The organism is uncultured Desulfovibrio sp., from assembly GCF_949282365.1.
GTDB lineage: Bacteria > Desulfobacterota > Desulfovibrionia > Desulfovibrionales > Desulfovibrionaceae > Desulfovibrio.
Window position 1 is genome coordinate 34,287 of the sequence record NZ_CASDOY010000012.1, and the last position, 12,552, is coordinate 46,838.

12 protein-coding genes are annotated in these 12,552 nt (G+C 67.2%); 11 read left to right on the forward strand and 1 reads right to left on the reverse strand.

Annotated features, from left to right (window positions below):
- Positions 1–7 precede the first annotated feature (7 nt).
- Genes Q1X76_RS04620 through Q1X76_RS04635 form a run of 4 tightly spaced genes read left to right on the forward strand, consistent with a single transcriptional unit; the run spans position 8 to position 3,696 of the window.
- Positions 8–688 (forward strand): electron transport complex subunit E, encoded by a 681-nt coding sequence (locus Q1X76_RS04620; RefSeq protein WP_300718355.1) that lies wholly within the window; start codon positions 8–10, stop codon positions 686–688.
- A 27-nt stretch (positions 689–715) separates the two neighbouring features.
- Entirely contained in the window at positions 716–1,291 is a 576-nt protein-coding gene (locus tag Q1X76_RS04625) for an electron transport complex protein RnfA (protein ID WP_300718356.1), read from the forward strand.
- Positions 1,292–1,340: 49 nt separating this feature from the next.
- Positions 1,341–2,279: an RnfABCDGE type electron transport complex subunit B gene (rnfB, locus tag Q1X76_RS04630; protein ID WP_300718357.1), complete on the forward strand. Its 939-nt coding sequence runs from the start codon at positions 1,341–1,343 to the stop codon at positions 2,277–2,279.
- A complete protein-coding gene (locus Q1X76_RS04635) occupies positions 2,272–3,696 on the forward strand; it encodes an FAD:protein FMN transferase (RefSeq protein ID WP_300718358.1) in 1,425 nt (474 codons plus the stop codon). The genes rnfB and Q1X76_RS04635 overlap by 8 nt, the downstream gene beginning before the upstream one ends.
- A gap of 15 nt (positions 3,697–3,711) precedes the next feature.
- Here the strand turns inward: Q1X76_RS04635 and Q1X76_RS04640 are convergent, their stop codons facing one another.
- The gene (locus tag Q1X76_RS04640) at positions 3,712–4,482 is read right to left on the reverse strand and encodes a TlyA family RNA methyltransferase (protein ID WP_300718359.1); all 771 of its coding nucleotides are present in this window, start codon (positions 4,480–4,482) and stop codon (positions 3,712–3,714) included.
- A gap of 345 nt (positions 4,483–4,827) precedes the next feature.
- Here Q1X76_RS04640 and rpmE point away from each other — a divergent pair, with 345 nt between their 5' ends.
- The 7 genes from rpmE (at position 4,828) to Q1X76_RS04675 (ending at position 12,036) form a co-directional block, all read left to right on the forward strand.
- Positions 4,828–5,040, forward strand: a complete 213-nt coding sequence (gene rpmE, locus Q1X76_RS04645) for a 50S ribosomal protein L31 (RefSeq protein ID WP_300718360.1) — start codon at positions 4,828–4,830, stop codon at positions 5,038–5,040.
- A 129-nt stretch (positions 5,041–5,169) separates the two neighbouring features.
- Positions 5,170–6,156 (forward strand): DUF1385 domain-containing protein, encoded by a 987-nt coding sequence (locus tag Q1X76_RS04650; RefSeq protein WP_300718361.1) that lies wholly within the window; start codon positions 5,170–5,172, stop codon positions 6,154–6,156.
- A 38-nt stretch (positions 6,157–6,194) separates the two neighbouring features.
- Complete coding sequence (prfA, locus tag Q1X76_RS04655; protein WP_300718362.1) at positions 6,195–7,268, forward strand: peptide chain release factor 1; 1,074 nt, start codon at positions 6,195–6,197, stop codon at positions 7,266–7,268.
- Positions 7,269–7,431: 163 nt separating this feature from the next.
- On the forward strand, positions 7,432–8,355 hold the full coding sequence (gene truB, locus Q1X76_RS04660) for a tRNA pseudouridine(55) synthase TruB (protein WP_300718363.1): 924 nt from the start codon (positions 7,432–7,434) through the stop codon (positions 8,353–8,355).
- A gap of 25 nt (positions 8,356–8,380) precedes the next feature.
- Complete coding sequence (gene rpsO, locus Q1X76_RS04665; protein ID WP_300718364.1) at positions 8,381–8,629, forward strand: 30S ribosomal protein S15; 249 nt, start codon at positions 8,381–8,383, stop codon at positions 8,627–8,629.
- 170 nt (positions 8,630–8,799) lie between these two features.
- A complete protein-coding gene (pnp, locus tag Q1X76_RS04670) occupies positions 8,800–11,040 on the forward strand; it encodes a polyribonucleotide nucleotidyltransferase (protein ID WP_300718367.1) in 2,241 nt (746 codons plus the stop codon).
- Between the two features lie 15 nt (positions 11,041–11,055).
- Entirely contained in the window at positions 11,056–12,036 is a 981-nt protein-coding gene (locus Q1X76_RS04675; RefSeq protein WP_300718365.1) for a hypothetical protein, read from the forward strand.
- Positions 12,037–12,552 lie beyond the last annotated feature (516 nt).

Below are 12,552 nucleotides of genomic sequence, written 5' to 3' on the forward strand. Positions count from 1 at the left end.
GCCAGCCATGAGCAGCGTCATGCAAGAATTCACCAAGGGGCTGTGGAAGGACCTGCCGCCCTTCCGGCTGGTCCTTGGCCTGTGTCCCACGCTGGCGGTCACCAACTCCGCCAACAACGGTCTGGGCATGGGTGCGGCGGTCATCTTCGTGCTCGTGCTTTCCAACATGATCATTTCCATGGTGCGCGGCATCATCCCCAAGAAAGTGCGCATCGCCTGCTTCATCGTCATCGCGGCCTCGCTGGTGGTGGCCGTGGAACTGCTCATGCAGGCCTATGCCTATCCGCTCTACCAGCAGCTGGGCATCTTCGTACCGCTCATCGTGGTGAACTGCATCATCCTGGCCCGCGCCGAGGCCTTCGCCGCCAAGAACGGCGTGGCCGCCTCGGTGGCCGACGGCCTGGGCATCGGCCTGGGCTTCACCATGTCGCTGACCTTCCTGGGCTCGCTGCGCGAGATCCTGGGCAACGGCACCTGGTTCGGCCATCCGGTCATGTGGGACGGCTTCCAGCCGTTCACCATCATGGTGCAGGCCCCCGGCGCGTTCGTCTGTCTGGGTCTCATCCTGGCCACCATGAACGTCATCAATGTCTGGCAGTCCCGCCGCAAGGGCGGCCAGATGGTGGAAACTTCCAGCTGCGGCGGCTGCAAGGCGTGCAGCATGCTCCAGCAGCGTCAGGAACAGTAGCCCCCGGGCTTTCGCAAGGATGCGCGTATGGATATCTTCCAGCTTTTCATCTCGGCCATCTTCGTCAACAACATCGTGCTGGCCCAGTACCTGGGCAACTGCCCCTACCTCGGCTGCTCCAAGGAAAAAGGCGTGGCCCTGGGCATGGGCGGTGCGGTGATCTTCGTCATCATCGTGGCCACGGCCTGTACCTGGCTCATGCAGCGCTATGTGCTGGAGCCCTTCGACCTGGGCTACCTGCAGACCATCGTCTTCATCGTGGTCATCGCCTCGCTGGTGCAGTTCGTGGAAATGTTCCTCAAGAAGATGGTGCCGCCGCTGTATTCGGCCCTGGGCATCTTCCTGCCGCTGATCACCACCAACTGCGCCGTCATGGGCGTGACCATCCTGGTGCAGCGCGAGGAATACGATCTGCTGACCTCCGTGCTCTACGGCGCGGCTTCGGCCGTGGGCTTCACCCTGGCCCTCCTGCTCATGGCGGGCATCCGCGAGCGGCTGGATACCTGCCGCCTGCCCAAGGCCATGGTCGGCACGCCCATCGCCCTGATCATGGCCGGCCTGATGTCGCTGGCCTTCATGGGCTTCAAGGGTATGGCGCAGTAGCGCGGACTACGGGCTTTTGACTGCCGCTGGGCGGCAAGGAGAGGCATATATGGTTTTTGTTTCCATCATCACCCTGTTCGGATTGGGGCTCGTGGCCGCCATCCTGCTGTCCATCGCCTCGCGGGTCTTCTACGTCAAGGAAGACCCCCGGGTGGAGGCCGTGCTGGAGGTCCTGCCCGGCGCCAACTGCGGTGGCTGCGGTTTCGCCGGTTGTGAGGGTTATGCCGCGGCCGTGGTCTCCGACCCTGACATCCCGGCCAACAAATGCTGCGCCGGCGGCGCCGATACGGCCATCGCCGTGGGCGAGCTGACCGGCAAGACCGTGGCCGAGGCGGAGCCCCTGTTCTCGCTGCGCCGCTGCGACAAGCTGGCCGGCAATGTGGCCCTGCGTTACCAGTACCAGGGCATGCCCTCCTGCGCGGCGGCGGCCATGCTGCGCGGCGGCACCGATACCTGCCACTGGTCCTGCATGGGCTTTGGCGACTGCGTCCAGGTCTGTCCCTTCGACGCCATGCAGGTCAGGGACGGCGTGGTGCGCGTGGACATGACCCGCTGCACGGGCTGCGGCATGTGCGTGACGGCCTGTCCGCGCGGCGTGCTGGAACTGGCCCCGCGCCGCCATCGTGTGGCCGTGTTCTGCAACACGCGCGAAAAGCTGCGCGCCGTGACCGAAGTCTGCGACGCGGGCTGCATCAACTGCGGCCGCTGCGTCAAGGCCTGTCCGGCCAAGGCCGTGAGCAACGTGGACGGCCGCATGGTGGTGGACCAGATCAAGTGCCTTTCCTACGGTCCCGACTGCGGCGAGGCCTGCGTGGAAGCCTGTGCGCGCCATATCCTGCGGCGTACCTGCCCCACGGGCATCGAAGCCGCCAGCGTGGCCAAGGTGAAGGACGATGCCGACGGTGACGGCGGCGCTTCCGGCGGCGATGTGGTGGCCGCGTCCGCCAAGAACGCCCGTACCCCTGCACAGGAGAACTGCAATGCCTAAGACTTCCCGCCGAGATTTCCTGCGTTGGACGCTGGCCGGCAGCGGTCTGCTGCTGACGGGCGCCGCTTCCGTCCTGCCCTCCGTCCCCGCCCGCGCCATGACGCGCGCCGCCGCTCCCGTGCAGCAGACGGCCCTGTTCATGGGCACCATGGTGAGCATCACCGTGGCCGGCGCACCGGCCACCCAGGCCCATGACGCCATGGACCTGGCCTTTGCCGAGGGCCGCCGTCTGGAAGGCCTGCTGACCCGTCACGACGGCGCGGCCCCCTTGGGCGTGCTCAACAGCCAGGGCAGCCTGCGCGACGTGCCGCCCGAACTGCGCGCCGTGCTCCAGCGGGCCGGCGGCGTCAGCCGCCTGACCGGCGGGGCCTTCGACGCCACGGTGCTGCCCCTGGTGCGCCTGCTGGAAAGCCGCAGCGATCCCCAGGGCGAGCTGGTCCTTTCCGCCGGCGAGCTGCGCGACGCGCTGTCCCTGGTGGACGCCCGTGCCGTGCATCTGGACGGCAGCGGCCTGCGCCTGGGCAAACAGGGCATGGGCCTGACCCTGGACGGCATCGCCAAGGGCCATATCGTGGACGCCATGTCCGCCGTGCTGCTGCGCGCGGGCTGCGAGAACCATCTCATCAATGCCGGCGGCGACATCCTGGCGCGCGGCCACAAGGCCCCGGGCCTGGCCTGGCGCGTGGCCGTGGAAGACCCGCAGAAGCGCGGCCATTATCCGCAGGTGCTGGAGCTCTACAATCAGGCCATCGCCACCTCCGGCGGCTATGAGATGACCTATGACGCCCGGGGGCGGCATCACCACCTGCTGGATCCCGGCACCGGCAAGAGCCCGGAACTGGGCAGCATGAGCGTGCTGGCGCCCACCTGCATGCAGGCCGACGCCCTGGCCACGGCCCTGGCTGTCCTGCCCGCGCAGGAATCCCTGCCGCTGGCCGACAGCCTTTCGGGCTGCGCCTGCGGCCTGCTGCGCCGGGACGGCCGTCTGCAGGTCTCCCGCCGCTGGCCCGCGCGGGCCGGACGCCGCAGGGACCCTGATCGCAAAAAATCCCGCTCCCTCGAGGGAGCGGGCTTTTTCCATGATCGTGGGGATGCCGCAGGGCAGACGGACAGGCGCATGGCCGGGCTGGCCGGCCGCTGTGGCAGGACATCGCCGGCAGCGTGCTCACGACATCCGCGGCAGACCGGGGCCCTTCCCGGCCGCTGCGCACACGGGCTGCGCCAGCTTGTCGAACAGGCTGCGGCGCATGCGGGCGAAGGGGGCAGCCCATGCCGCATGGCCTTTGCTGCGGCGGGCGGGCGCCGGCAGACGGCCGGTCGCGTGGCTGCGCGACGGTGCACGCGGACTGCTGCGGGGCGCCGCTGGCGGCCACGTTGCCGGGCCTCACGGGCGGCGCCATGCATCCGCCCGCGCTGAAAAGCCTGTGACGGCTCAGGGCCGTGCGAACAGGGCCATGTATTCCTGATTGCCCTTGGGGCCCTTGATGGCCGCGGGCAGCACGCCCCGGCTCTCCAGATGCAGGGTTTCCGTGCAGAAACGCACGATCTTGTCCACGGCGCGCTGGCGGGCGGCCTCGTCGCGCACCACGCCCTTGACGGTCTCGCCGGGGCCCAGCTCGAACTGCGGCTTGATGAGCACGGCGGCCAGTCCGCCGGGCTTGAGCCAGGTCATGCAGGGCGGCAGGATGAGGGTCAGGGAGATGAAGGAGACGTCCGCCACCACCAGATCCACGGGCTCGGGGATGAGGCCGGGGGCGGCGGCGCGCAGGTTGACGCCCTCCAGATTGACCACGCGCGTGTCGGCGCGCAGCTTCTCGTGCAGCTGGTTCCTGCCCACGTCCACGGCATAGACGCGGGCCGCGCCGTGCTGGAGCAGGCAGTCCGTGAAGCCGCCGGTGGAGGCGCCCGCGTCCAGGCAGACCATGCCGCTCACGTCGAGCCTGAAATTGTCCAGGATGGTCAGCAGCTTGTAGGCCCCGCGGCTGACGAAGCGCTCCTGCCCCAGCAGCTCGAAGAGCGTGCCCTCTGGGTAGGGGTGGCCGGGCTTGTCCACCTTTTGCGGCGGCGCGCCGGGGGGCAGCCCCGCGGACGAGAGCGCCACCTTGCCGGCCATGATGAGACGGCGGGCCTGTTCGCGGCTTTCGGCCAGGCCCTGCATGAAGACCAGTTGATCCGCGCGCTGGCGGGCGATTTTTGCACACATGGCCGCACTGTAGCCTGTCGGCCCGGCGCTGGCAACCGGCGCGCGGGCCTGCGGCATCGGGGCGTCTGCCGGACCGCGGCAGGTCTTCCCGCGTCCTGCCTGCCGTCCCCTCGCCGTGCCCGCCGTGCCGGGGTATGATGCGCGGCCGCCTGCCGGAAGGAGGGCGACGCTCCCCGCGGCTTTTGGGGGCCAGGGCGCAAAAAAAGTCGGGAAAACAGGCCGCCCTGCGGGGCAGGGGGCTTGCCAAAGCTGCATTTATGGGCTATTGGTTTTGGCCCTGATGCGCAAAAGCCGCGCAGAAGACGATCATTGACGGCGTATGCCGTTGCCATACGAGGTAAGGACATGAAGAAAGATATCCATCCCAAGGTGTTCAACGCCACCATTACCTGCGCTTGCGGTAATCAGGAACAGGTGCTCTCCACGAAGGGCGAACAGGTGCATGTGGAAGTCTGCTCCGCTTGCCATCCCTTCTTCACCGGCAAGCAGCGCTTCCTGGATACGGCCGGCCGCATCGACCGCTTCCGCAAGAAGTACGCCAAATTTGAAAAGAAGTAGGCGCTGCCGCGCAAGCGGTGTGCTGCCCCGCGTTTTCTGAACGCGCACGTTATCCCACCTCTGGCGGAGGCGATGGAATCTTCGGTTTCACGCTCCCGCCGGAGGCTTGGCGTTTTTTTGAGGGAGTTTATGCGCCTGTCCCGTCTTGTTTCCCTGATGCTCACGTCCTCCTGCCCCACGGTGGGCGGGCAGGCCGTTCTGGAAGGCGTCATGATGCGCAATGGTGACGCCTATGCCCTGGCCCTGCGCCGTGCCGACGGCGAGATCGTGGCCCGGCGCATGCCCTGGTTCTCGCTGACACGGCATCCCTGGCTGAAAAAGCCTTTCGTGCGCGGCTTCCCCGTGCTCATCGAGACCCTGGTCAACGGCATCAAGGCGCTCAACCGCTCTGCGGAACATCAGGCCGACAGCCAGGAAGAAGAGCTCAAGGGCTGGCATCTGGTGCTGACCCTGGTGCTTTCCCTGGCCCTGGCCGTGGTCCTGTTCGTCATCGTGCCGCATCTGCTGTCCCTGGTCATGCAGTGGCTGGAGCTGGGCGGCGGGGTGGAGGGGCTCAGCTTCCACCTCTGGGACGGCCTGTTCAAGTGCCTGATCTTCATGGGCTATATCTGGGCCATCTCCTTCGTGCCCGATATCCGGCGCGTGTTCCAGTATCACGGCGCGGAGCACAAGGTCATCCATGCCTTCGAGGCCGGGGGCGACGTGGACGCCGCCACGGCGGCCCGCATGAGCCGCCTGCATCCCCGCTGCGGCACCACCTTCCTGCTCTTCGTCATCTGCATCGCCATCCTGCTGCATGCGGTGCTGGTGCCGCTGCTGCTGTTCATCCACTGCCCGGAAGGCGCGGTGGCCAAGCAGGTGTTGACCATTGTTTTCAAACTGCTGCTCATGGTGCCCATCAGCGCGCTGGCCTATGAGCTGATCCGTTACGCCGCCCGCATGCCCGACGGCCTCCTGGCCACGCTGCTGCGGGCCCCGGGCCTGACCCTGCAGCGCATGACCACCGCCGAACCCGACGAGCGCCAGCTCGACGTGGCCGTGGTGGCCCTGCGCGAAGCTCTGGGCGAGCAGGCCGGGGACAACATCATCACGGCGCCCTACCGGCGCGACGCCTAGTCGCTCCGGGCGGGTGCACAGCTTTTTCTGGAGTTCGCATGTTTGCCAAGCTGGAAGGTCTTGAAAAAAAATACATGGAGCTTGAACAGGCGCTGGCCCAGCCTGACGTCTACAACGATCAGGAACAGTACCGCAAGCTGACCAAGGCGCATGCGGATCTGCGCGACGTGGTGGAACTCTTCCGCCGCCACCGTACCCTGCGGCAGGAGATGGAAGACAACAAGCAGCTCCTGCACGACAGCGACCCGGACATCAAGGCCATGGCCCAGGAGGAGATCGCCGCGGCCGAGGCCGAGCTGCCCGAGCTGGAACACAAGATCAAGGTCCTGCTGCTGCCCAAGGACCCGCTGGACGAAAAGAACACCATCCTGGAGATCCGCGCCGGTACCGGCGGCGAGGAAGCGGCCCTGTTCGCCGCCGACCTCTTCCGCATGTACACCCGCTATGCCGAGATCAAGGGCTGGAAGGTGGAGATCATGAGCGAATCCCCTTCCGACAGCGGCGGCTACAAGGAAATCATCTGCCTCATCTCCGGTGACCGCGTGTACAGCCACCTCAAGTTCGAGGCCGGTACCCACCGCGTGCAGCGCGTGCCCGCCACCGAGACCCAGGGCCGCATCCACACTTCCGCCGCCACCGTGGCCGTGATGCCCGAAGCCGAGGAAGTGGACGTGGAGATCCGCCCCGAAGACCTGCGCATCGACATCTACCGCGCTTCCGGCGCGGGCGGCCAGCACGTCAACAAGACCGAATCGGCCGTGCGTATCACCCACATCCCCACCGGCACCGTGGTCACCTGCCAGGACGAACGCTCGCAGCACAAGAACAAGGCCCGCGCCATGAAGGTGCTGGCTTCGCGCATCCTGGCCGCCGAGCGCGAGCGCCAGAACAGCGAGCTTTCGGCCGACCGCAAGGCCCAGGTGGGCTCCGGCGACCGTTCCGAGCGCATCCGCACCTACAACTTCCCGCAGGGCCGCTGCACGGACCATCGCATCAACCTGACCCTGTACTCCCTGGACCGCATCATGGAAGGCGAAGTGGAGCCCCTGTTCGAGGCCCTGGCCACCGCGGCCCAGGCCGAGGCCCTCAAGGCCGAGGCCGACAAGGCCTAGGCGGGCGCGCGGCCGCCGCTCCTTCCGGGGCCGGCAGCGCTGCGGCGCCTTCCCTTCGGGCCACAAAGGGCTTGACCTTTGCCCGGCAACAGGCTATTGCCTGCCGCCATAGGCCTGCGGTTTTGACTTCATGCCGCAGGCCTGTTATTATTATTTGTTGCGTATGACCGAGCAGACTCCCCCCGCACGCAAAGCGGCGCCGTTGCCCCAGCTGGACGGCGTCCTGGTGCTCAACAAACCCTCTGGCCCCACGTCGGCCCGCTGCCTTGCGGCGCTCAAGCGCCTGGGCCAGCGCAAGATCGGCCATGCCGGCACCCTGGATCCCATGGCGTCCGGCGTGCTGCTGGTACTGCTGGGGCAGGGCACCAAGATCGCCTCGCACCTGCTGGCCGACGGCGGCAAGGTCTACAGCGGGCAGCTGCGTCTGGGCCTCACCACCGATACCTGGGACATCCAGGGCCGGGTGCTGGCAGAAGCGCCCTGGCAGCAGGTGGGCGAAGCCGAGGTGCGCGCCGAGGTGGCCCGCTGGCTGACCCTGCACGAGCAGGAGGTGCCCGCCTATTCCGCGGCCAAGCACGAGGGCCAGTCCCTGTACAAGCTGGCGCGCAAGGGCAAGGACGTGCCCCACAAGGTCAAACGCATGGAGATTTCGCAAGCGGACGTGCTCCAGATGGAGCTGCCGTTTGTACGCTTTCGGGTCGCTTGCAGTTCCGGCACCTATATACGCTCCCTGGCCCACAGCTTGGGGATGCGACTGGGATGCGGAGCCGTGCTCACGGAACTGACCCGGGAGTACAGTCACCCCTTCGGTCTCGAAGGGGCCTGCGGACTGGACGAACTGACGGCCGATCCGGGCCTGCTGGTGAAGCACCTGCGCCCCCTTGCCGAGGCGCTGCCCCACTGGCCGGTGCTGGAGCTGGACGAGGCTGCCGAGGCCCGCATCCGCAACGGCATGGCCATACCCTGCCGGGAAGATGTGGGCGGGAAGGCCCTCCTGCAGCGCCGGGGCCTGCCCCTGGCCCTGGCCCGTCGTTCCGAAACGCCCGAAGGTCCCTGCTGGACCGTGCTGCGGGGCCTCTGGAATTAACTTACATCCGTAAAGGAGAACTGCTGTGGCTATGGACGCTGAACAGAAGAAAGTGGTTATCGACGCTCACGCCAAACACGAAGGCGACACCGGCTCCCCGGAAGTGCAGGTGGCCCTGCTGACCGCCCGCATCGAAGGCCTGACCGGTCACTTCAAGGTGCACAAGGGTCTGCTGAAGCTGGTCGGCCAGCGCCGCAAGCTGCTGAACTACCTGAAGAAGAAGGACATTCAGCGTTATCGTGCGCTGATCGCCAAGCTCGGCCTGCGCAAGTAATCATCATGGATTGAAAAGGGGGGCCACGGCCCCCCTTTTGCCTTTTTCACCTCATAACCATCAAGCAGGAAGGGGGGTCCGGGAAGACCGGGCAGCACCTGCGGCCGCAGCCGCGCCGGGGCGCTGTTGCCCGCTTTTGCCGGAATCCCCTTCGACACGAGGTCAACATGATCCAGGACATCTTCAACCCTACCCGCGTCACGGCCACCGTGGGCGGCAAGGAAATCATCTTCGAGACCGGCCGGCTGGCCAATCAGGCCCACGGCGCCGTCTGGGTGCAGTGCGGCGGCACCGTGGTGCTGGTGACCGTCTGCTCCCAGCCTCTGGAGTTCGACAAGGGATTCTTCCCCCTGACCGTGGAATATTCCGAAAAGATGTACGCCGCCGGGCGCATCCCCGGCAGCTTCTTCCGCCGCGAGATCGGCCGTCCCTCCGAGCGTGAGACCCTGGTCTCCCGCCTCATCGACCGCCCCATCCGTCCCCTGTTCCCCAAGGGCCTCAACGAAGACGTGCAGGTGCTGGCCAGCGTCATTTCCGCCGACCAGGAGAACGAATCCGACGTGCTGGCCCTGACCGGCGCTTCCGCCGCCGTCATGCTCTCGCCCCTGCCCTTCGAAGGCCCGGTGGCCGGCGGCCGCATCGGCCGCATCGACGGCCAGTTCGTGCTCAACCCCACCTTTGAGGAACAGTCGCGCAGCGACCTGAACATCGTCTTCGCCGCTTCCCGCGATGCCCTGACCATGGTGGAAGGCGAAGCCACCTTCGTGCCCGAGGACGTGATCATCGACGCCCTGGAATGGGGCCGCAAGGAGATCCAGCCGCTCATCGACGCCCAGCTCAAGCTGCGCGAGCTGGCCGGCAAGGAAAAGATGCCCTTCACCCCCCATCAGGACGATCCGGTGCTGGTGGCCCGCGTGCAGGAACTGGCCCGCGAGGCCGGTCTTGAAGAGGCCATGCGCGTGCCGGAAAAGCTGGCCCGCAAGGACGCCCGCAAGGCCGTCAAGGACAAGGTCATGGAAGCCCTGCTCAATGACCCCGCCTGGGCCGAGAGCGAGGCCCTCAAGGAAGTGGGCGAGATCATCGGCGATCTGGAAAAGAAGCTGGTGCGCGCCCGCATCGTCAACGAAGGCACGCGCATCGACGGCCGCGACACCAGGACCGTGCGCCCCATCCAGATCCAGACCAGCGTGCTGCCCCGCGCCCACGGTTCGGCCATCTTCCGCCGCGGCGAGACCAAGTCCCTGGTGGTGACCACCCTGGGCTCCTCCACGGACGAACAGCGCATGGACAGCCTCACCGGCGACGTGACCAAGCGCTTCATGCTGCACTACAACTTCCCGCCCTTCAGCGTGGGCGAAGTCAAGCCCGTGCGCGTCTCCCGCCGCGAGATCGGCCACGGCGCCCTGGCCGAGAAATCCCTGCGTCCGGTCATGCCCGCCGACGCCGACTTCCCCTTCACCGTGCGCGTGGTCTCCGAGACCGTGGAATCCAACGGTTCCTCGTCCATGGCCGCCGTGTGCGGCGGCTGCCTCTCCCTCATGGACGCGGGCATCCCCATCAGCGCCCCGGTGGCCGGCGTGGCCATGGGTCTGATCAAGGAAGGCGACAAGTTCATCGTGCTCACCGACATCCTGGGCGATGAAGACGCCCTGGGCGACATGGACTTCAAGATCGCCGGCACCGCGGAAGGCGTCACCGGCGTGCAGATGGACATCAAGATCACCGGCCTGACCACCGATATCATGCGCCAGGCCATGCAGCAGGCCCGCGAAGGCCGCCTGCACATCCTGGGCGAGATGGCCAGGGCCCTGCCCGAACCGCGCAAGGAGCTGTCGCGCTACGCGCCCCAGCATGCCGAGATCTTCGTCAACCCCGACATCATCCGCCTGATCATCGGCCCCGGCGGCAAGAACATCAAGGCCATCACCACCGCCACCGGCGCTTCCGTGGACATCGAGGATTCCGGCCGCGTGTCCATCTTCGCGCCCACGGCCGACGCCCTGGAAAAGGCCCGCGAGATGGTCACCTACTATGACCAGCGCCCCGAACTGGGCAAGAACTACACGGCCAAGGTCAAGAAGATCATGGAGATCGGCGCCATCGTGGAAGTGCTGCCCAATGTGGAAGCCCTGGTGCACGTCTCCCAGCTGGACGTGAACCGCGTGGAACAGCCCGGCGACGTGGCCCATCTGGGCGAAGACATGGTGGTCAAGGTCATCGAGATCAATGGTGACCGCATCCGCGCCAGCCGCAAGGCCGTGCTGCTGGAAGAACAGGGCCATCCCTGGAACCCCGAAGAGACCGCCCGTCCCCAGCGTGACCGCGGCAGCCGTGGCGAGCGCGGCGATCGCGGCGGGCGTCGTGATCGCGGCGAACGTGGCGATCGCGGCGGCAGGGGCGAGCGCCGTTAACCGGAGGCACAAGCCATGACCAAGAAGAGCAAGGCCCCACAGGCCGAGGAAAACGTGCAGGAAACCGTCCCCGTGGCGGAAGCTGCCGACAACGCCGACGCTGCCCGCAAGCCCTCCGAGGAAGAGCTCAAGGCCATGCTGCGCGGCGAGAACCGCCAGCATGATGAAGCCCTGGGCGATGCCTGGGCCGTGCTGCTGGGGCAGGATCCCATGGCCGTCATGCCCCAGGTGGTGGGCACCGTGCTGCACGACGGCGGCACGCGCCCTGCCTGGCAGTGGACGCGCGGCGGCAAGGAATATGTCCTCATGGCCTGGCCCAAGGACCAGCCTTCGCGCGCCGCCGTGCTCATGCACGCCGACGAAGGGGAAAAGTTCAAGCCCCTGTCCGCCGTGCCCTTCCTGGAAGGGCTGCCCAACGACCTGACCGTGGAGGACGTCCACCCCTGGAGCCAGGGCGGCGGTGCCAATGTGGCCGTGAGCATGATCGAGGGCAAGAAACCCATGTGGTTCTACGACCCCCTGTACCTGCGCGACAAGGACGACCTGACCCCCGGCGTCACCCAGTCCTTCCTGCTGGCCGGTCTGGCCATCGCCCTGCGCAAGGCCCTGCTGGATGATGTGAACATCACCCAGGGGCCCCAGTACGAGGCTTGGGCCGCCCAGTGGCTGGCCGAGAATCCCGGCAAGACCCGCCTGGACGTGCCGCCGCTCAAGCTCTCCATGACCGGCCGCCAGCTCATCATGCCCGGCCGCCGCTTCGCCGAATACCAGGTGCGCACCAAGGTGGAGCGCGTGGACGACGTGAAGCTGGAAAAGATGGACATCAAGGTCCTCTATGTGCGCTTCCCCTTCGACCAGCGCCCGGACATGGTGCTGCCGCTCTATGCCAGCAAGATGGTCCTGCGCGATTACGAGCCCCAGGTGGGCGACGAGGTGGATGCCTACATCTGGCTGCAGGGACGGATCATCGACATGGATGAGAGCCCGGCCCAGTAGGCTGCGCTCCGGCAGGCCCGCCCGGGCCATGCTCCTGTACTTGCAAGGCGCTCCGCTGCGGCGGGGCGCCTTTTCCTTTGTCCGCGGCCTCTCCCCCTTGTGCCCCGCGCCCTGTTCGCGCCTCCCCGCCGGTGCGGTCCGCAGGCGCAAGCGGAAGGTCCGGGCGCTGACCAGACCCCGCCGGTCCCGCCGGGCGGGCTGCATGTACAGGCGGCAGGCCACCGTCCATGTGCATGGCAGGGGAAAGGCGTTCCGTCGCCGTGTCGGCACCGGAGGAAGAAGATAGGCCATTGCAGAGCGGTCAGCTTGTGGCCGGTGCCGTGCGGCGCGAGCGGGGCCGTCAGCGGGGGCTGCCGCGCGCAAGGGTCCGGCGGCAGCCGTCGGCCGGCAGGCGGGGCTGTGAAGGAGGCCGGCCAGGAAGGGCGCGCAGGAAGGGCGGAACAGGGAGGAGGGCAGCGCGGACAGGTGCGGAGAAGGCACGGAGACGACGCGGGAGAGCGACGGGGGCCAGATGAC

Bases quoted from the DNA above. Each gene is read 5' to 3' on its own strand.
- prfA (WP_300718362.1), top strand. From the start codon at position 6,195: ATGTTTGCCAAGCTGGAAGGTCTTGAAAAAAAATACATGGAGCTTGAA.
- Q1X76_RS04620 (WP_300718355.1), top strand. From the start codon at position 8: ATGAGCAGCGTCATGCAAGAATTCACCAAGGGGCTGTGGAAGGACCTG.
- Q1X76_RS04650 (WP_300718361.1), top strand. From the start codon at position 5,170: ATGCGCCTGTCCCGTCTTGTTTCCCTGATGCTCACGTCCTCCTGCCCC.
- rnfB (WP_300718357.1), top strand. From the start codon at position 1,341: ATGGTTTTTGTTTCCATCATCACCCTGTTCGGATTGGGGCTCGTGGCC.
- rpmE (WP_300718360.1), top strand. From the start codon at position 4,828: ATGAAGAAAGATATCCATCCCAAGGTGTTCAACGCCACCATTACCTGC.
- Q1X76_RS04635 (WP_300718358.1), top strand. From the start codon at position 2,272: ATGCCTAAGACTTCCCGCCGAGATTTCCTGCGTTGGACGCTGGCCGGC.
- Q1X76_RS04675 (WP_300718365.1), top strand. From the start codon at position 11,056: ATGACCAAGAAGAGCAAGGCCCCACAGGCCGAGGAAAACGTGCAGGAA.
- Q1X76_RS04625 (WP_300718356.1), top strand. From the start codon at position 716: ATGGATATCTTCCAGCTTTTCATCTCGGCCATCTTCGTCAACAACATC.
- Q1X76_RS04640 (WP_300718359.1), bottom strand. From the start codon at position 4,482: ATGTGTGCAAAAATCGCCCGCCAGCGCGCGGATCAACTGGTCTTCATG.
- truB (WP_300718363.1), top strand. From the start codon at position 7,432: ATGACCGAGCAGACTCCCCCCGCACGCAAAGCGGCGCCGTTGCCCCAG.